General features: G+C 39.6%; 15 protein-coding genes. 11 read left to right on the top strand and 4 right to left on the bottom strand.

Translation table 11 applies throughout. The features are described 5' to 3' along the window. The first annotated feature begins 66 nt into the window (after positions 1-66). A complete protein-coding gene (locus tag PS1M3_RS09310; RefSeq protein ID WP_138739813.1) occupies positions 67-1923 on the top strand; it encodes a TonB-dependent siderophore receptor in 1857 nt (618 codons plus the stop codon). A 634-nt stretch (positions 1924-2557) separates the two neighbouring features. Next, the gene (locus PS1M3_RS09315) at positions 2558-3022 is read left to right on the top strand and encodes a hypothetical protein (protein WP_138739814.1); all 465 of its coding nucleotides are present in this window, start codon (positions 2558-2560) and stop codon (positions 3020-3022) included. A 481-nt stretch (positions 3023-3503) separates the two neighbouring features. Here PS1M3_RS09315 and PS1M3_RS09320 read toward each other — a convergent pair whose 3' ends face one another. Then, positions 3504-4547 carry an IS110 family transposase gene (locus tag PS1M3_RS09320; RefSeq protein ID WP_203983636.1) on the bottom strand — a complete coding sequence of 348 codons (1044 nt, stop codon included), beginning with the start codon at positions 4545-4547 and terminating at the stop codon, positions 3504-3506. A gap of 199 nt (positions 4548-4746) precedes the next feature. Here PS1M3_RS09320 and PS1M3_RS09325 point away from each other — a divergent pair, with 199 nt between their 5' ends. From PS1M3_RS09325 to PS1M3_RS09335, 3 genes are all read left to right on the top strand, one after another. Beyond that, on the top strand, positions 4747-5253 hold the full coding sequence (locus tag PS1M3_RS09325) for a hypothetical protein (protein ID WP_203983754.1): 507 nt from the start codon (positions 4747-4749) through the stop codon (positions 5251-5253). Positions 5254-5367: 114 nt separating this feature from the next. Continuing rightward, on the top strand, positions 5368-6174 hold the full coding sequence (locus PS1M3_RS09330; protein ID WP_138740057.1) for a hypothetical protein: 807 nt from the start codon (positions 5368-5370) through the stop codon (positions 6172-6174). Next, positions 6164-6538, top strand: coding sequence for a hypothetical protein (locus PS1M3_RS09335; protein WP_138740058.1), 375 nt, complete (start codon positions 6164-6166; stop codon positions 6536-6538). The genes PS1M3_RS09330 and PS1M3_RS09335 overlap by 11 nt, the downstream gene beginning before the upstream one ends. Before the next feature lie 395 nt (positions 6539-6933). On the opposite strand, the gene PS1M3_RS09340 is transcribed toward PS1M3_RS09335, so the two are convergent. Then, complete coding sequence (locus PS1M3_RS09340) at positions 6934-8442, bottom strand: ISNCY family transposase (protein ID WP_203983756.1); 1509 nt, start codon at positions 8440-8442, stop codon at positions 6934-6936. A 635-nt stretch (positions 8443-9077) separates the two neighbouring features. Between PS1M3_RS09340 and PS1M3_RS09345 the strand changes: the two genes are divergently transcribed. Together PS1M3_RS09345 and PS1M3_RS09350 are read left to right on the top strand one after the other, a co-directional pair. After that, the gene (locus PS1M3_RS09345) at positions 9078-10202 is read left to right on the top strand and encodes a helix-turn-helix domain-containing protein (RefSeq protein WP_138740059.1); all 1125 of its coding nucleotides are present in this window, start codon (positions 9078-9080) and stop codon (positions 10200-10202) included. Between the two features lie 146 nt (positions 10203-10348). Next, complete coding sequence (locus PS1M3_RS09350) at positions 10349-11773, top strand: S41 family peptidase (RefSeq protein ID WP_203983758.1); 1425 nt, start codon at positions 10349-10351, stop codon at positions 11771-11773. 703 nt (positions 11774-12476) lie between these two features. Here the strand turns inward: PS1M3_RS09350 and PS1M3_RS09355 are convergent. Next, the gene (locus PS1M3_RS09355) at positions 12477-12740 is read right to left on the bottom strand and encodes a YkgJ family cysteine cluster protein (RefSeq protein WP_138740061.1); all 264 of its coding nucleotides are present in this window, start codon (positions 12738-12740) and stop codon (positions 12477-12479) included. A gap of 168 nt (positions 12741-12908) precedes the next feature. Between PS1M3_RS09355 and PS1M3_RS09360 the strand changes: the two genes are divergently transcribed. The 4 genes from PS1M3_RS09360 (at position 12909) to PS1M3_RS09375 (ending at position 18541) form a co-directional block, all read left to right on the top strand. After that, positions 12909-14090, top strand: a complete 1182-nt coding sequence (locus PS1M3_RS09360; RefSeq protein ID WP_138740062.1) for an efflux RND transporter periplasmic adaptor subunit — start codon at positions 12909-12911, stop codon at positions 14088-14090. Then, positions 14087-17236 carry an efflux RND transporter permease subunit gene (locus tag PS1M3_RS09365; protein ID WP_203983760.1) on the top strand — a complete coding sequence of 1050 codons (3150 nt, stop codon included), beginning with the start codon at positions 14087-14089 and terminating at the stop codon, positions 17234-17236. Before PS1M3_RS09360 ends, PS1M3_RS09365 begins: the two co-directional genes overlap by 4 nt. A 142-nt stretch (positions 17237-17378) precedes the next feature. Next, positions 17379-17546 (top strand): hypothetical protein, encoded by a 168-nt coding sequence (locus tag PS1M3_RS09370; RefSeq protein WP_008132091.1) that lies wholly within the window; start codon positions 17379-17381, stop codon positions 17544-17546. Between the two features lie 104 nt (positions 17547-17650). After that, a complete protein-coding gene (locus PS1M3_RS09375) occupies positions 17651-18541 on the top strand; it encodes a dienelactone hydrolase family protein (RefSeq protein ID WP_008132090.1) in 891 nt (296 codons plus the stop codon). Positions 18542-18622: 81 nt separating this feature from the next. On the opposite strand, the gene rhlP is transcribed toward PS1M3_RS09375, so the two are convergent. Continuing rightward, complete coding sequence (rhlP, locus tag PS1M3_RS09380) at positions 18623-19453, bottom strand: rhombotarget lipoprotein (RefSeq protein ID WP_203983762.1); 831 nt, start codon at positions 19451-19453, stop codon at positions 18623-18625. Positions 19454-19457 lie beyond the last annotated feature (4 nt).

A 19457-nucleotide genomic window follows, 5' to 3' on the forward strand; every position in this document is an offset into this window, starting at 1 on the left:
AAGTTAAGCTAGCCCACCCGCTTTATATAGTTTTTATTAGTGCCTAAACACATTATGAGATACACCATGAATCGCACTGAGCATTTTATATTTTCTGCACTGCTGTGCAGCGTTACACCTTTTTCTTATGCGCAAGCTACAAGCAACACCGAAACAGCAATAGAACAAATTACTGTTGAGGCATCGGCCACGGCAAATAAATTACCCGTTGGTACCTTTGACTCCCCCGTCTCTAATTTAGAATACGACCCTCGTGTTGATTTACAATCACGTAATATGGCAGAAGCCCAGGCTGATGTAACAATTCGTGGCGGTATTTTCGAAAACACAGGGTTTAGAGTCGGCAGTGCTACCCTACTCGACCCTCAAACAGGTCATTACGTTGCTGAGCTCCCAATTGCACCGCAAATGCTAACTGGACCTTACGTTTTAACTGGGGCCGACAATGCCTTAAACGGTATGAACAGCTCTGTGGGATCGATTTCGTTTGGTTTTAAACCCATCAAAACTGGCGGCAATGTCTCTGTAGGTACCGGTACAAACGACTTTAACTTACAAAGTATTTACGCAGGAATAAGCACCGATGTCGACGATGCTAAAAATTGGCAGCTGGGCTTTGAGGGCGAATATTCTCATTCACAAAGTGACGGTTCAATAGAAAACGGCGATCACGATTTTAACCGCGCCTCTGCGCGTATACAGTTAATAGGTACGGATTCGCAAACCGATGTGCTGTATGGCTCACAAGAAAAGTTTTTTGGTTGGCCAAATATGTACACACCATTTGGCGTAAACGAAACAGAAGAACTAGAAACCCGCTTACTCATGCTTAACCACCAGCAAAATTACGCTGACAATAGCCATTTTGAGGTGTCGGCATATTACAGAAAACACAACGACCATTATGTATTTTCTCGTGAGAACCCAAGCGCCTTTGAAGCATTTCATGAAACTAAAGTAAAATCGATTGCGGTATCAGGAAGCCATGCACAAAACACCTCGTTTGCAGTAAATTATTCAGCGCAATATATTGAAGATGAAATAGAATCGACCACACTTGAGAATAATTTTACCTCACGCACTTATTACAAACTGAGCGTATTACCTGAGTATAAAATCGACCTTAAACAAAACCAGCTATTAACACTTCGCCTAGGTGCAGCTTTTGACGACACAAACCGAGATGACTCTGAGTTATCGCTCATTGGCGATATTTCACTAAACACTCAAAACAGTGATGGCTCTGAGCAAACCGTTTACTTATCGTATGCGCAAGCGAGCCAAGTTGCAGGCTACACCGCTATTGGTGGCAGTGATCAAGGCGGGTTATTTAGAAGTAATTACAACCTTGAGCGCGAAACAACTAAAAATCTAGAGCTTGGCTATTTAATACAAGAGCAAACCTGGCAGCTTAATTCAGCAGTTTTTTACCGAGAGGATAACAACCTAACCGATTGGACTTTTAGTTTTGACTCTAGCTCTGCCCGCTTTGCTAATCCGGTAGACATAGACGCCACCGGCGTTGAATTTTTTGCGAATAAGTATTTTGATACAACCGAGCTCATTGCAAGCTACACCTACTTAAATAAGTCAGAAAACTATGGTGATGCAGACATCGACGCCAGTTTTTACGCGTTAAATTTTCCTGATCACCGTGTTACCTTAGGTGCAATTTGGACACCAAACGACCTAATAGAAATGAGGGTTGATAACGAGTGGCGAAAACAGCACGAAAACGCACTACGCAATGGTAAAGACACCGCATTATTTACGCAATTGTCGCTAAAAATTACGCCAACCGTTATTAATAATTTATTTATTACGTTAGCTGCAGACAATGTGTGGGATGAATCGTTTGAAGAAATACCCGGCACACCCGGGCGCGGTGAGCAATATACGTTAAGTGCAACGTATAGTTGGTAATAAATAAAGCCGGCGTTTACAAACTCAATGTATATTTTGGTTTGTAAACGCTGTGTTTGTTTATATAAAAACGTCTTTTAGGCAAACTATTGCACAAATAGAAATGAGTGAGGAGTAAATTAGATAAACGTAAATCAGCCAATGCTGTAAATTAATCTTTCCTCTAAAGGCGCAGCGCCTCTTACCCTTTTTGTGAATTATTCACTTTATGAGCTTCAACCAATAAAAGTAGCGCGTTTTATATAACGCAAAGCTAAAAAACGCACAAAGAGAAGCGAATGAGGAGTAAATGAGATAAACGTAATCAGCCAATGCTTTTAATTAATCTGCACTAGCTCATATCTTATCTTAAAGTTTAATGGAATAGATTTAGACTTCATCTGACAGACAGCGATAAGCGGTCGTTAACAGTTACTTTTTAATTTCGTCAAAGTATATTGCTTCCATAGTCAGGAAAACGACCTAATCGCTCGTTTTTGTCCTTAAGTACAAACCAGAACTACTATATTTTGCTAGTGCTGGCAAATAGTTAAGAAGTTTGTTACAAATGAGTAATTCAGACAAACGAGCGACGCTGTGGTAGAAGAACGCGCGATTCGCTCGCTATAAACATGTTACATTTCCTAGAGAGAGCATGCAAACGTATACTAATAAACCAGATGTACTTGAACTAGTCGTTAGTAAGGGCTTTCTAGATAAGCTTTCTATCAGGCGAATTGAGTACCCGTTTGGGGAAGGTAAGGAAGAATATTGTTACTTCAACAATATTCTTATCGGAGAGATTTCAGGAGATGCTGGACAGTCTAAAATATATTATGAAGGGTTAAATATTTCTTATGTTGGGCATGTAGTAATAAAGCTTACTCCCGTTGTAACTAAAAATGAGTATTTACTTTTTCCTAAATATGAAGAGTTTAGCAACGCGTTAAACAGCCTAATAAATACAGCTAATAATTTTATTTTTATTTGCGAAGCTGATTGTGAGCAAAACGAAGTAGAAGAAAATCCAGACATGAAAAAAGTGTTGAGGCAATTGCAAGGCTTTTGCATAGGTGAGCATTATAATTGCCCTACATTTATTCAGCGTAAAGAAATGTAACACATATGAGCCTTAACTCTGTCAATAGGCATTAGTTTTCTTTTTGACCGTTTTTATAAATTGACGGTCAATTCTAAATCAATAAACAAATTCGTTTACTTCGTATGTCGATGCGGCTGTTAAGCAAGTAGCTTACGGCAAACACATATAGAGGCTCTCTTATTGCGATCTCATCGCAGCCAGCTTTTTCCCATATCCTTTTGGGGTTGCTGGGGCACTAGACATTCATCGGTTAACCTCATCATGGCACTATTCAAGGCGGCTGGTTTCATCATTATGATCCAGTTAGTTTCAGGCTCAAGTCAGGTGTAAGCGACTTTGTTTATTGTATTAATGCACGCGTACTGAGCGTCTAATCAAGACAAGTGGCTTAGGTCTGTAGGCATATAATCAGGTTAAACCTTGTTGGTTATTAACTCACCCAATTGATTGATGCTCAGCCTTATATCCAGTTAGATGTTCAGCTCACTCAATACCGTGACTAACTCTTTAAGAATTTTGCTTCATCGAATACCGTCTCTTTTTTAAGCATATAATAAACACAGCGACCAAGCTTATGCGCAAGCGCTGACAGTGCTTTGGCTTTACTCATTCGTTTTTGTAGTTTTTCGAGGTATTTGTTGGCGTTGTGATTGTGACGCAGCAGCAATACAGCGGCTTCGGAGAACGCCCATTTTAGATGTGCATTGCCAATTTTGTTGCCTTGGGTGCCATAGGTTTTGCCGGCAGACTCTGCTTTACATTTGACTAACCGACTATATGAAGCGAACTTTTGTACGCTTGAAAAGCGATTAATGTCACCAATCTCATAAATAATGGTAAGTGCGAGAATGCGGCCTATACCATTTATTGTTTGCAAGATATTAAGGTGAACAGGATTGTGTTGCTTGGCCATTTGTTCAATATAATGCTCTAAAGGCTTAAGCTCGCTGTGATAGCAATCGAGTATGGCCATATTTAAATTAATGGATCGTTGCACAACGGGGTCAGGGAAGTAGTAGCGCATCTTTTCTCTGTCGCAGACGTTCTTTAAATTCACGTTGTGGGCAGGTAAATTGTACTGGCTGGCGGTATTGGCGACATGGGCTTTTAAATCAGCTCCGTGGCGAACAATTTTAGTTCTTCGGCGTAATAAGTCGCGCGTAGCACGCATATCTTTGTCATACACATAAGCAAGTGGAAAGTTCCCCCCACGGATGAGTTTGGCAATTTTATATGAATCTATTTTATCGTTTTTGGCTTTACCGCCATGAATCGCCTTCATATATAACGCATGACCGAGAATAAAGTCGATAGTGTGTTCTTTACAAAAGTCAGCGACCCAATACCAGCAATGCATGCATTCTACGCCAACCACAATATCACCGATATACGGTTTTAGTAGTTTTAATAGTGCTTCTGGGTCATCTTTAATTTTCTTGTGAACAAGTATAAGTCCTGTATTATCAATGATACAGACGTAAAGTAATCGCGCGTGTAAATCGATTCCACAATAATATGGATGCATGTTATTGTAAAAGTTCATTGAGCTTTCTCCTGTAAGGTTGGTTGCCTTTTCAGCGTAGCGAATAATCGCGATGCTGGGGAGGAGGCTCAATGAGTATCAAGGCAATTAAATCGGACGCAATACGGCTGTCGCGGTTTTTGCTAAAAACAAAAAGCTAGCAAAAACAGCGCCAACCTATGCGCCGTTTATTGCGGCGTTAGCAAGCAAGGAAAGCTCGGTGAAATACTCACTATTATTTTTACTACTTTGTAATCTGGTCTCATTCAACAGTCTTGCCTGTTCAATTGCTGGTTGGAGAATGTTTACCCCAATTCCCGATAGTTGGAATGCGGTTACCCTTGAACAACCCGAAAACGGTTACTTTTGGGAGCTAGTGCCAGAGCCAGTAGTAGAATTAGGTAGTTTGTCTCGGGGATCAAGCAAACGAAGTTCAGCTTGTTCTGATTTCGGAATTATAGAGTTAAGCGTATCTCTTCCAGAAAGCAGTTCATATAAAATTTCAGATTTTGGTGTTTACGTTAGACTCACCGAAGGAAAACAACCTGATTTAATATTTCCGGATACGCCCATGACTGGACGTATAGATAATGGAGTAATGAAATTGGTATTCCCTTGGCTAGAGCCTCAAAAATCAAAGATAGAGCCATTAAATTTAACATTAGATATATTTCTGGTATCACACAGACTTAATGTAGGTAAATCCGTTAAACTTGTGGTTAAATAGCTTGATAACAAGCTAATTAATAAGGAAAAAAACAGTTGGCTGTTTTCGTTCCTCAACATTTTAGCCAACAATTTTTTGCCCATTATTAGGGCGTTAGTTTCCTGTCGAGGTTTCGTGAAAAAATTTGCTCTTGCTATATCAATTTTGGCCTTAGTTGTTTTCTATTTTATTACAAAAGAACATAGTGAAATTGAAAAGTTTAGCGATAAAAATGATAGTGAAAACGCTGTTTCTAAAGACTTAAAGCGCAAAGAAAAATCAACGATTGAAACTGATATAGGTGTTAGTGAACTTGCATCGGCAGAAGAATACTTACTTGAAGCAAAAGAAATACGTCGTTGCAGCGCAATACCCAAAACTCAAGATGAACTTGATAAATGGATGAGCAAAGTAAATGAGGTGGGTGAGCCCTACGAGTATATCGAAGAGGTTTTGTCTCGTTTTGAGCGCTGTTCACAATTTAATTTTATATCTGATGATTTTGTTGAATTACTTTTTAAAGCAATTGAATTAGGTTCCGATAATGCCGTAGCAGAGTTATGGGCTGTTTCGGATAGAGAATATTTTCAAAGTAAAGGCTTAGATGAATTAAGCAGAGAAGACACAATAAAGCAAAGAGTTAAATTTAATAAATTGAAATACCGCCTTTCCGAAAGTGTTGCTTTGACTGGTGGAGAGCAGTCAATATTAAGGCTGGTAAAAGAGTATCAAAATTACGATCCTGACACTGGAAACCCAAACTATTTAAAAGTCATAGCATATGCAGACTTTGGGTTAAAAATAGTAGAGGATAACGATATTTATTTGAAATTAGATTTTATCAAGCAGCGTATTCATCAAAATATGGAATTTCAAGATATTGAACAGGCGCAAATGCTAACTGAAAAGTTGTTGAATAAGTTTGTTGAAAATGGAAACTAACAAAACAATTAACAGAATTCGCTTCGCTCATTGGAAAAAATCCTCGCTGGCACCTCGTGCCAAAGCACTCGGTTTTTCGCGTTATTGTAAGCGTTATAAGACGAGGGAAGATATGAGTTTACCAAGGGAACAATTAGCAAAAGTTAGAACTCCGTTTAGGGTTCTATCGGGTTTCATCTTTGTACTTTCATTGTTTGCTATTTTAGCTACTGTAACTTTTGCGTTCGCAGAACCATATGATCATATTATTTGGCTTTTAGGTGTTGTGACGTTTGGCATGTCATATATATCTGGGCATATTGTATTTACAGGTTATGCCCCCAAATTTTTACTGTTTACGCATGGTGCTAAAGATGGCTTATAACAAGTGACTAAAGTTATGAGTGTCCACAAGTGGCACGTATGCGACTGTCAGATTTGATCATAATAAAAAAAATAAATCTGACAGGTTAGTTAAGACTTATTCAATTAGCCTTTGCTCTAAAAGCGCAGCGCATCATACCCTCTTTGTGAATCGTTCACTATAATTGGCCTCACCCATCAAGTTGAAAGTATTCGTTTTATTCTGGCAAAGACAAAACATATTGCACAAAGAGAAATGAATTAAGAGTAAATGAAATAAACGTAAACCAACTATTGCTTTAAATTAACCTTTACTAGTGTGATTACCAAGGGATTGTGTCGGTCTAATTACCGAGCGACTTTGTCGTAAATAGCATATCAGCCAGTTGTTAAACTGGCTATGATTTATGCCTATTCTTACAACGCTTGCGACCTTGCAACTCTCAGTGCAGTGGTATTCAAATTGTTTCTTAACCACATGCTACGCACACCGCCTGCGCTAATATCAATACCGAGGGCTTCAGTCAGCTTGATGGCCACTTTCTGTTGACCAAGGTGGGGATGCTCAACGGAGAATTTTACGACTGCATCTTCGATGGCTTTATCTACACAGTTTTTATGTCTTATATCGGGAGTTTCTTGGCGTTTTAAGGCATCAGGACCGCCTTGCTTAACCAGTCTTAAGTGTCGGTGAATAGTGTCTCGTGAGACGCCACTTTGTCGTGAAGCTGCACTGATACTTCCAAGCTTTTCGATTAATGCCAACACCTCTAGTTTCTTTTGTACTGCTAAGTCTTCTGATTCAAGCTTACTTGGCTCATTTACTTCAGATACCTTGAGTTGCCGCCCTGCGAAGTGTGCGGTGAAGCCTTTCTTGCTGGTGTTTCGGATCTCAATTTTCTGATTAGCTATGGAATGTTTTAGCGGTGAATCAATCAAATAGAACTTGTTACCGTAGCTGAAGGTGTGGTCATTGCGGATCTTACGATGGTCTTTAATGACGCAGATATCATCAAGGTTGGTGTGTTTCGATAATGGTGTAAATTCAGGCGCTTGCTTTGATTTCACTTGAATTCTAGACTGCCAGAATTGTGGGATGAATACATGTTTCAGGTATGCATTAGCACTGGCTATATCTTTAATATTGTTAAGCCTTAGCTCAGGTACAAGACGGTCTTGAAATGTATCAAAGGCACGTTCAACACGGCCTTTACCTTGAGGCGAATTGGCGAAGATAATCTCAATACCCAATTCTTCACATGCACGCTGCATTTGTGAGAAGTTGCAACGCTTAGGGCCGCCGAAGATACCCGCTCTATCCACGTACAGCGTTTTAAACACGCCCTTAGTTTCGATGCAATCTCGCATGACTTTCATACAACCAGCGGTGGTTTCAGATGGGAAGAACTCTGCATGTACTTCACTGGTGGCATCATCAATCATCGCAATCAAACAATGCTTCTTATCGCCAAACCAACGATGGGGACTACCATCCATCTGCATCATTAAGCCCGGCGCTGCCATACGCTCTCTGCGTTTTCGAACATTGCTACGTCTTCGTTTGGCTCGTTTAACGTGATGAATATCATGTGCCCAACCGCGAAGGGTTTCACGCTTAATAACAATGTTCTCATTCGTAGCTAATTGTTCAGCCAAGTGCAACAGATTCAAATCGTAATATTTTTCCTGAATCAATTTTTGAACCGCTTTTTTTATTGATACCGGCGTTTTGTTGGATGGGGCTTTGCCACTGTTACCATGCACAACAAACTGAATACCGACTTTCTGATATCTCTTCACATAGCGTTCTATTGAACGTCTAGACTTACTGAGTAACTTAGCAGCATTGGTAATTGTTATTCTGCCTTCAACCACTTTGGCAATTATATCAACGGTTAGTTGAGCTTTAGAATCCATCACAATCATCCTCAACATGCCTTCTAGTATTCAAAAACAAGAACACTAACAAACATGTAAAAAAGAGACCGACAGTTTCCCTTGGTAATTAGCAATTACGACAGAATTGCTTGGTAATTAAGATACGACAAAGTCGCTTGGTGTTAACAAATTAACCTTTACTAGCTCATATCTGATCTTACAATTTAAGAGAATAAGTTTAGACTTCATTTGACAGACAGCCATGAGCGAGAAGCAGTCAATCAAAAGCTTTGATGCTGAAGTCAAGGTTTGATCCTCGGCTTTTCAGCCCAAAAGTGCACTGACATTGGTACTCAACGATGACTGAGGCGAAAGCCATTGGCCTTAATTCATATGAGTGACTGGTGCATATTCACACAAATCGACGCCATTACTAGATATATCCATATTTAAAGTGAGTTCAAAAAGTAAGAACATTTGGTTTTTTAAATGAAAGACCAAGTAAACACAAATGTCTGCTTGACAGGAACTTTCTAATGGGTGAGCCTCGTTTGCTCTGTTCGCTGGAATTACCTCTACAGCTCAAACTGAATAATATGTCAGACACAGCTAACAATAAGTTTAGCAATCTGCTAATCTAGGAACATTAAATATATATCTGATTTCTATTTACAACTATCCCAATGCTGTTTATTTCCTTGCCAATGCAATATCTTCATGCCATCGGAACATTCCAAGGGGCTTTATTAGCAGCAATGCTCTTGTTTAGTGCTGGTGTTAACAATGCTGGGCGCATAATGGGCGTTTGGTGTCTTTTTCAAGCATTTTATTTCTGCAGCCCTTTGATTGTAGTGCATGCTAATGATACTTTTTTTGCCAATTTAATTGGATGGGGCTACTTTGTTCCCGCCAGTTTTGGTGCATTTTTATATTTATATTTTCGGTCATCGATAATTAAAAAGTCATTCCATATAAAGGATTGTATTCATGCTACGCCGTTATTACTTTGTATTCTCTTAAATATAGATTTTTTATTTTCTACCCCTGCCGAAAAAATCAACATCGCCAATAACGCCTTACATAAAGAAAACATTCTACTGCTGACTCAGATTATTATGTTCGTACAGGCATTTTTTTATTTAGCATTGAGTGTCAAACTGATAACCAAAAGTGGACGCCATGCACGTGACACGCTTTCCAACTTTAATCCCAAAATATTTACTTGGTTATGGATAGTATTAAGTTTGTACGCAGGGATGTTCTTGACAGAAACTGTCAGCATAATAATCGGCGCAAATTATTCTTTGGGTATTGTAAGTGATCTCATAGCCTTTACATTGATATATAGCGTTTCGATGGCTCAATGGCGTAAGCCAAACTTATTTGCGATTGATAACTTGAGTGAAACTTCAACGAAAGTTCTCAACTCGACAACCAAACCACAATACTTTGACTCTCAAACTAAAACCAAATTATTAGAAAACATCGTTCAGTATATGGAAGATGAGCAACCTTATTTAGAAAGTGAACTTACCTTAGACGTGCTAGCAAAGTATACCAACCTAAGTAGTCATCACTTATCTGAAATCCTCAATCAACAAGCAAATAAGAACTTCTATCAATTTGTCAACGAATACAGAATAAAAACAGTCTGTTCTCAAATTTCTTCTAATCCCAACGAGAGACTTTTTGATCTAGCTCTATCTGCTGGGTTTTCCTCAAAAAGTACCTTTAATGCCGTTTTCAAGCAATTCAAAAGAATGACCCCAAGCCAGTATAGGAAACAGCTGAAACTCGATAGCGAATGAGTGCGAATCGACCGAATCGCACGTCCAACTCGTCCAAATCGGACGATTTTTCTCTTTGACTCCTCTTTAATGCAGCTTCTAATCGCCGTGGATAACAATATTCATCAGACGATTTAATTAGTGGAAAATAGAATTAAGGACAAAAATTGAAGACTATAATTTTAACTTTTTTTATTGCGTTTGTAATTGGCTGCACTAGCCTGAATGAACCAAAGTCAATTACAAAAAACACAAAAACGCAAGAATGGAATACTCATACTAACCTGCCTTCATCTGGCAAGGTAGTGAGCATTAAGGCATTAAAAAGCAACCTGACTGAGCTAAGTCAACGCCTTGATACGATCCACCCAGACCCGGGCTTTACTATGGATGTATCTGAAGTTAAATCGCAGATAGAGTCCTTGTCAGAAGGTATAACTTCACCCATGACACATTATGAAGCATGGAAATACTTCTCTCAGCTGAATCCTTACTTTAAAGATGGACACATGCTAATTGCTTCGCCACAGCTTGATGATCAATTTAAGAACCACATTCAGAACGGTGGTCGGCTATTTCCATTTGACGTAATGATAGATGCATCCCAACGTTTGCTTGTGGCGGAAACTATTGAGGGCCATTCAGATATTAAAATCGGTGATGAGATTATCTCAGTCAACGGAGTTAGGGCATCAAAAATAATTGAAACTATGTTGGCAAGAATGTATGGCGACTCTTCAGAGTTTAGGGCTGCTTTTACTGCCAGTCGATTTAACAAAATGTACTGGTTACTGTTTGGTAGTATCAAAGATTATCAAATTGAGTTTATGCATAAAAATAAGCGCAAGCAATTTTCTATAATGGGTGTCACTGATGAGCCGGAAAATCACAATGCTGATGTGAGGGAATTTGTCCAAAGTCGAATACTAGACAATGACATAGGGTATTTGCGTGTCGAACGCTTTTTTTATTCTCAAGAACAAGAACAACCTTTTTTCACATTTCTAGATGAAACGTGGCAGGCGTTTAAAGATGCGAACGTCAAAGATGTGATTATCGACGTTCGCCATAATCCTGGGGGGACCGATCACTATTGGCAGCAAGGTATTGCACCTTACATTACGAGCAAGCCATTTCCATTTCTGTCAAACTTTAAAATTCGTATGACGGAACGAAATATCAAACTAGGACCTATTAAAGGTAATCAAGGTGAGGTTATTGAAGGCACATTTAATCAATTAGTGCCTGTCGACGCGCATAAGGGTTTAAAGATACCTGGACGGGCATATTTACTAATGGGGCCGCTCAGTTATTCATCCACTATTTTGTTTTTAACCTCACTACAGGACTCTCGTCAGGCTGTCATCGCGGGTCATTCAAATGTAAGGTCTTGCACTACTGGGCGTATAGAAACTCATGTATTGTCTGGTTCTAATTTAGAACTAACCATGCCGACACTTATCTTTACTCGCCCATCAGGAAAAGAGCATTGTCAGCAACCTATCGAACCAGATGTTTATGTGTCGAACGAAGTAATAAATTCGAATGAGGCAGTGGAACACTTAGCAAAATATATTACCGCTAATAGGTAGACGAATATAGACGGGTTACCCAACATTTAAATAAGAGCGGTTAACGTGCAGGCTCAATCAAATCTGATGGTTTTACCAACCCCGTCTTTAACTCAACACGTTAACCTAATTCGTTTTATGGTCGTTAAGAAGAAGCCTTGTGTTCATCAAATGAAGTGAATGCGAAATGAAGGGGGGGCAAATCTTGACTTCAGACATTAAAAACCTTCGATGTCTGCTCATACCACATATGCGAATATCCGATTTGAGCAAAATCTAAAAATCAAACCTGAAAGAATAGTTAAGATTTATTCAATTAATCTTTGCTCTAAAAGCGCAGCGCCTCTTACCCTCTTTGTGAATCGTTCACTATAATTGGCCTCACCCATCAAGTTGAAAGTATTCGTTTTTTATTATGGCAAAGAAAAAATCACTGCACAAAGAGAAATGAATGAGGAGTAAATGAGTAAACCTAAACTCATGATCAACTTTTATGTTTGTCACTTTCTCTAAAAGCGCAGCGTCACTACCCTCTTTGTGAATAAATTACTTGTACAGTCTTTGCCAGTAACAAAAGCATGCTTTACGTCTATAAAATAGCCGTATAACTGCACATTTGTAGTAGACGCAGAGCTCGCTCGCGTGAAAAGCGCAGCTTTTAATAATTTAAAAAAAGTTACTCGGTAGTAGTTAAATGTAACTATGTGTGTATTGAACACACCAACTAAGTTAATTGCTCAAGCTCGGTGATAAGCGCTAGAGCCTCTGCATTAGTTGACCCACACACATCAACTGTGGCACTAAAGTCACTGCATACTTTTGGTCGAGACTCATCACCAAATAACTTACATAAATTGCGCTCATCTAGCTGAATACAACGTTCTCCGGCCTTTTTGCCATTTGGCATACCCGGTATTGCCGAGCTAATACTTGGCGCAATACAACATGCACCGCAGCCTAATCGACACGCCATTGGCTCTGTTTTCATAACACCCTCAGTTTAAATTAACCATATATTTAACAATACAGACTCCTTTTTAGAGCCAAATATTTATTTGTAATACACATATGTAATGCTTTGTTACATCTTCAAACGCCTTGTAAACACTTTATTGCGTATTATTGCCCTATCACCACTTTTATGAAGGAATGCCTTGTGGCTACTAAAAAACAAATTGTTCTTCCAATCGCAGTTTTAGCTGCCGGAATTGCACTGGCAATTGGCTTTTCAAATATGAAAACCCCGCCTGAAGAAAAACCAGCGCAAGATACTCGTCCACTGGTTGCTGCGCAAACAGTCAACATTGATGCAATAACACTCGACGTAAAATCGTACGGAGTTGTAAAACCTAAAGACCGTACCGAGCTAATTGCACAAGTTAGTGGCCAAGTTATTTCCGTAGCAGATGAATTTGTTGAAGGTGCATTTGTAAAACAAGGCGACATTTTAGCACGAATTGATCCAAATGATTACGAAGCCGATTTTATTGAAGCACAAGCCGGTCTTGCACAAGCAAGTTCAGCCCTTGAAATAGAACGCGCCCAAGCGCATGTAGCAAAAGCTGAATGGGAACGTATTAAATCAGACTCAAGTGACTCAACTGCATCAGAGCTTTATTTACGTAAACCGCAATTAGCCGAAAAGCTAGCGCGTTACCGCTCTGCCCAAGCCAGTGTTAAACGTGCAAAACGTAACCTTGAACGCACATATATAAAAGCCCCATACGACGCTATTATTAACGCACGCACAATAAGCTTAGGCTCTGTAGTAAACCCGGGCAGTAGCTTTGGCGCATTAAGTGCCATATCGGTGGCAGAAGTACGATTACCTGTAGCAGATAGCGAAATGCAATACCTAGCCAATGGAGGCATTGGTGCAACCGTTACCCTTAATGCTGAATTTGCCGGCAAGCAAACGTCTTGGCAGGCCGAAGTTGTGCGCAGCGAAGGCGTAATAGATCAAGTAAGCCGCATGAGCTATTTAGTTGCGCAACTGCCAACGCCATACGTCGATAACACTAAGCCACTACGTTTTGGTTCATATATTAATGCAACCATTGAGGGCAGAGCCCTTGATAACGCAATTATTGTCCCGCATCACCTTGTTAAAGATAAACAAATTGCCATTTTAAACGCGAACAATACTCTAAGCTTTAAAACACTGAATATTGTACGTGAACAAGATGGCATGGTAATAGCCGATCAAGGATTACAACTTGGCGAACAGTTAATTACCTCAGCACTAGAATACCCAAGCGAAGGAATGGCTGTTAAAACGGATGAAGATGACAAACAAGGTGAAGTAACACAGCTTGCTCTTAAAGAGGATACCCTATGAGTACCTCTGAAAAGGGCCTAATTGCCTGGTTTGCTCGTAACCCTGTTGCAGCAAATTTAATCATGATTTTTATTCTTGTTGGCGGTTTATTAACAGCCTTAACGATTCGTAAGCAAGCATTTCCGCAATTTGAAAGTAACTGGGTGAGTGTTCAAGCCGTTTACCCTGGCGCCGCACCGCAAGAGGTTGAAGAAGGCATTACAATAAAAATTGAAGAAAACCTAGAGGGATTAGAGGGCATTAAACGCTTTATAACTTACTCTAATCGCGGCTACGCACAAGCATGGATTGAAATTGAAGAAAAATACGACCTTCAAGAAGCTTTAGACGAGATAAAAGCCCAAGTAGATTCTATAAACTCGTTTCCAGCAGGTATGGAAAGGCCAATTATTCAGCGCGATAAGTTTCAACAAGAAGTGATGTTTATCGCGCTATATGGGGATATGACCTATGCCCAACTAAAAGAACTAGGTACCGATTTAGAAGATGAATTACTCGCTTTACCTGGTGTTAATTTAGTCAGTTTTTTTAGCGGCTTAAATTATGAAATAGGCATTGAGATTAGCCCCGACAAACTGCGTGAATACGGGCTTACTTTTAGAGATGTATCAAACGCTGTAAGAAACTTTTCAACTAATATGTCGGCTGGCCAAATCCGTTCAGATAACGGGTATATTTCTATGCGTGTTGAAAAACAAGCATATAAAGGCAATGAGTTTGAGCAGTTGCCTTTAATTACCCTTGCTGATGGCGCACAAATATATTTAGGCGATGTAGCCACCATTAACGATGGTTTTGAAGAAGGCTTATTATATTCAAAGTACAATGGTAAAAATTCGTTAATGTTTGATATTGTAGCATCTAAAGATCAAGACATTACCGACGTTGCCAAAGTACTTAAAAATTACATGGCCGAAAAAGAATCTAAATTACCACAAGGCGTAAAACTAACCCCTATGGTTGATTTAACCTACTACCTGCAAGGTCGTCTCGATATGATGATCGATAACATGGTATGGGGTGGTGTTTTAGTTATGCTGGTATTGGCATTGTTTTTACCGCTTAGATTAGCATTTTGGGTAATGATGGGTTTACCGGTTTCTTTTTTGGGTGCCTTTTTGTTCATGCCAATAGGCTTTTTAGATATCACCATTAATATGGTGTCGCTGTTTGCCTTTATTATTGTACTCGGTATTGTGGTGGACGATGCAATTGTTGTGGGCGAATCGGCAAGTGCCGAAATAGAAAAACACGGCCACTCACTCGATAACGTAATCCGTGGTGTTAAACGTGTTGCAATGCCCGCTACATTTGGCGTACTCACCACCATTGCTGCTTTTTTACCGCAAGCTATGGCATCAGGGCCCGGCGCAGCATTTTCTAAAGCGATTGGTGTCGTTATTATCCTGTGTTTGATTTTTTCGTTAATTGAATCAAAACTTATTTTACCGGCTCATATTGCCGCAATGAACCCACGTAAACCTAATCCTAAAAACCCATTGCACAAGGTGCGTATGGTTGTTGATAAAGGCCTTAAATCGTTTGTTCAAAATTACTACACGCCTTTCATAGGGCACTGTATTCATTATCGCTATACCGTAATTATTGGGTTTATATGTATTTTAATTATGAGCGCAGGCATGTTTGCAGGCGGTTTAGTTAAATTTGTACCAAACCCTAAAATACAACATGACTTTCCGCGTGTGGTTGTAGAAATGAATCTTGAATCATCAGAGCAAGCAACACTTGAAACAGCTAAAAAAATTGAAGCGGTACTTCTTAGTGTAGATGAAGAGCTTGAAGCGCAATACGGTCAAAAAATGATTCGTGACCTCTCGGTAAGCCTTCGTGGCCGTACCACTGCACAATTAATGGCTGTGCTCATTGAACCTGATAAACGCCCTATTGATACCTTCACCCTTAGCTCATTATGGCGTGAAAAAATGCCACCATTGCCGGGCGTTAAAACGTTGACTATTGAAGATAACTTATTTGGCGGCGGACGAGATGACGGCGACGTAAGTTTTAGACTGCAAGGTAAAGATACCGACAAACTAAAAGAAGTTGCTTCGTTATTAAAAACTAAATTACAAAGCATGGAAGGCGTAGGCGATGTTAACGACTCACTACAAAGCGCTACCGATGAAGTACAACTTGATTTAAAACCACTTGCATACAGCATGGGATTGACCCTTGCAGACGTTGCATCGCAAGTTAGCTTTAGTTATTACGGATTAGAGGCACAACGTATTTTACGTGAAGGCGAAGAGATCAGAGTGATGATCCGCTACCCTGAAAACGAACGTAACTCTATTAGTAACATACACAGCACACGTATTATCACGCCAACAGGTGTTGAAGTGCCGTTAAGTGAAGTTGCACAAATCAACATTGTAGATGGTGTAAACAGAATCCGCCGTGAAAACGCAAACAGAACAGTTAATGTATGGGCAGCCATTAATACTGATAAAGTTGAACCTTTTGCCATTGTAAAAGAAATCACTGACGAGTATTTACCAACCCTTTTACAAAATTACCCAGGTGTTACCAGTAATGTCGCTGGTCGAGTGCAAGAGGAAATGGAAAGTGCTGATGAGCAATTACGTGACTTTGCAATTTCACTAATGATTATATTTGCATTATTAGCTATTCCGCTTCGCTCATACTCACAACCATTGATCATTATGTCGGTTATTCCATTTGGTGTGGTCGGTGCAATGTTTGGCCATATGGTATTAGGTATGACCATGAGCGGCCTTTCAATGTTTGGCATCATTGCAGTAGCCGGTATTGTAGTTAACGATTCGTTAGTTATGGTTGACTTTGTAAATAAAGCGCGTGCTGAAGGTGTACCTATAAAAGAAGCGGTTATGCAAGCGGGAGCTCGTCGTTTTAGAGCTATATTGCTAACCTCAGTGACCACCTTTATTGGCGTGTTACCTATTATTATGGAAACGAGTTTACAGGCACAAATTGTAATACCTATGGCAGTATCACTCGCCTTTGGTGTGCTATTTGCCACCGTAATTACGCTTATTCTTATACCGTGTCAGTATGTCGCACTTGAAGATACAAAACGAATGATTCGTAAGTGGCGTGGTAAAAACCCTATTGTCGATGGCCAACCAACAACGACCAATAGCTAATTAAGTAAAACCCCCAACCAAGAAAAAGCTCGGCAACATGCCGAGCTTTTTATTTATCGTTAAAAATAACCTTCAATTATTTGCTAACTTCCCCTTTTCACTGGTATTTTAACTCTCAGTTTACTTTCTTAAAGGATTAACCATGGGTACATTTCAACTTATTTTATTTATCATATTTGCAGTACTAACCATTGTTGGATACAGAAAAAATAACCGTAATTTAATGTTATTGGGTGCCATTGTTGTAGCGTTTGCCTTTATAGGATTAGATTTTATGATGGGGGTTGATCATAGCCTGTCTGCTTATTAATAGTTAACGGCAAAAATACACTAAATAGTAAAATTAGTGCTCGTTTTTTATACCCGATACGTTTAGGTACTTAATATTAAAAAGCATAACAATTAAGGAAAACCATGAATTCATCTCAAATAGATCACATTCCTCAAGAAGCGTTTGATTGGTATGACGAATATGCCCATGGTTTAATGGACCGTCGCACTTTTATGAAAAAACTAGGTGGCCTTGCAGCACTGGGAATTTCAATGAGTGTGCTCACCAGCGCGCTTTTACCTAACTACGCACTTGCAGAGCAAGTTTCGTTTAACGATGACGATATTAAAGCCACCTACGAAGAATTTGATTCGCCAAACGGGCATGGTAAGGGTAAAGGTTATTTAGCGGTGCCTAGCAAAATTGAAGGTAAACTGCCGGTTGTGTTAGTTATTCACGAAAACCGTGGTTTAAACCCTTACATAAAAGACGTAGCAAGACGCTTAGCCAAAAAAGGCTTTATTGCTTTTGCCCCCGACGCACTTTTCCCGCTTGGTGGCTATCCGGGCAATGACGATGAGGGCCGTGCAATGCAACGCACGATGGACAGAGCTAAAATTCAAAACGACTTTGTAGCCGCCGCTCACTTTTTAAAAGCCCACCCTAGCAGCAACGGCAAATTAGGCGCCGTAGGCTTTTGTTTTGGGGGTTATATTGTTAACTACTTAGCCGCAGTTGATAGTGACTTACTCAGCGCGGGCGTGCCCTTTTATGGCACACCTGCAAGTGAAAGCTTACACAAAAATATTAAAGCCCCTTTAATGATTCAATTAGGTGAACTTGATAAACGCGTTAACGCCACATGGCCTGAGTATGAAAAAAGCTTAAAAGCTAACAATGTTGAGTACACTATGCACATGTACGAAGGTGCTAATCATGGTTTTCATAACGACTCTACTGGGCGTTATGATGAGCAAAAAGCAGAGCTTGCTTGGCAGCGTACCTTAGCGTTTTTTAATGAAAAATTAAGCTAAACACCATAAAAAAAACGCCGCATAAGATGAATAATGTGGCGTTTTAAATTTAAGTATTTAGCGACTTAACTATGTAGATGTTTAGTTATTTACATATCTGCGCTTTAAAACAAGTAGCGATATAAAAACCAGAATAAACACACTAAACGCCCCAGCACTGCTTGAGCCATCTTTATTCTCTATTTTTGCTATTTTTTCTTCTTTAACCCGCGTTTTAAAGCGTGCCAATTCCGCATCTAAATTTAGGCTCATATCGGTAACCGCTAAATTAAACCCCTCAAGTGACTTTTCATTGAGCGTTTCGTCAATACCAATAGCGGTGGTTCTTTTTTCAAGCTTGCTGATGCCTGGTGCTCTAAAAAGCATTTTTTTACTTTTTATATCAAAAACAGCAGTGTCGACAAAGGTTTGAATAGTATTTTCGTTACCGGGAATAACGTACATACCTACAATGGTCCAATACAATAATGCGGCGTTATTTTCATAGGTTTGCGTTACTTGATCGTAAGAAACCAATGCCATTACGTCTACATCGTATAGTCGCCCTACTTGTTCAATCGCTGAAAACCCTTCCCCACCTTTAAGGTACGTACTTGGAATTACTTCTATGCGGTCAATGTAATCGTACTGCAAAAAAGATTTTTTAACTCTTTCGAGCAACTCTACCTCATTTTGACTTTCAATTGCGTTTGCTCGCCAATCTTTAGAAGGCACAAATGAAATGCCCACTGTAACACGTAATTTTAACACTGGAATTTCTGGTTTATACGTAGCACGGCTATCTTCGTTTGGATAAAGAAAGTCAACCAAACTGCTAGAACGCGTATTTTTACCTGCATTATTACTCACAAGCGCACTACATGAGGTCAGTACAAAAACCATCAACATGACAAAAAACGTATTTTTTTTCATTATT

Origin of the sequence: Pseudoalteromonas sp. PS1M3, assembly GCF_016865405.1 — a bacterium.
Classification (GTDB): Bacteria; Pseudomonadota; Gammaproteobacteria; order Enterobacterales; family Alteromonadaceae; genus Pseudoalteromonas; species Pseudoalteromonas marina.

Coding starts and splice junctions, on each gene's coding strand:
- PS1M3_RS09320 (WP_203983636.1), bottom strand. CDS start 4,547: ATGAACTTTTACAATAACATGCATCCATATTATTGTGGAATCGATTTA.
- PS1M3_RS09365 (WP_203983760.1), top strand. CDS start 14,087: ATGAGTACCTCTGAAAAGGGCCTAATTGCCTGGTTTGCTCGTAACCCT.
- PS1M3_RS09345 (WP_138740059.1), top strand. CDS start 9,078: ATGCTGTTTATTTCCTTGCCAATGCAATATCTTCATGCCATCGGAACA.
- PS1M3_RS09370 (WP_008132091.1), top strand. CDS start 17,379: ATGGGTACATTTCAACTTATTTTATTTATCATATTTGCAGTACTAACC.
- PS1M3_RS09310 (WP_138739813.1), top strand. CDS start 67: ATGAATCGCACTGAGCATTTTATATTTTCTGCACTGCTGTGCAGCGTT.
- PS1M3_RS09375 (WP_008132090.1), top strand. CDS start 17,651: ATGAATTCATCTCAAATAGATCACATTCCTCAAGAAGCGTTTGATTGG.
- PS1M3_RS09315 (WP_138739814.1), top strand. CDS start 2,558: ATGCAAACGTATACTAATAAACCAGATGTACTTGAACTAGTCGTTAGT.
- PS1M3_RS09335 (WP_138740058.1), top strand. CDS start 6,164: ATGGAAACTAACAAAACAATTAACAGAATTCGCTTCGCTCATTGGAAA.
- PS1M3_RS09355 (WP_138740061.1), bottom strand. CDS start 12,740: ATGAAAACAGAGCCAATGGCGTGTCGATTAGGCTGCGGTGCATGTTGT.
- PS1M3_RS09340 (WP_203983756.1), bottom strand. CDS start 8,442: ATGATTGTGATGGATTCTAAAGCTCAACTAACCGTTGATATAATTGCC.
- rhlP (WP_203983762.1), bottom strand. CDS start 19,453: ATGAAAAAAAATACGTTTTTTGTCATGTTGATGGTTTTTGTACTGACC.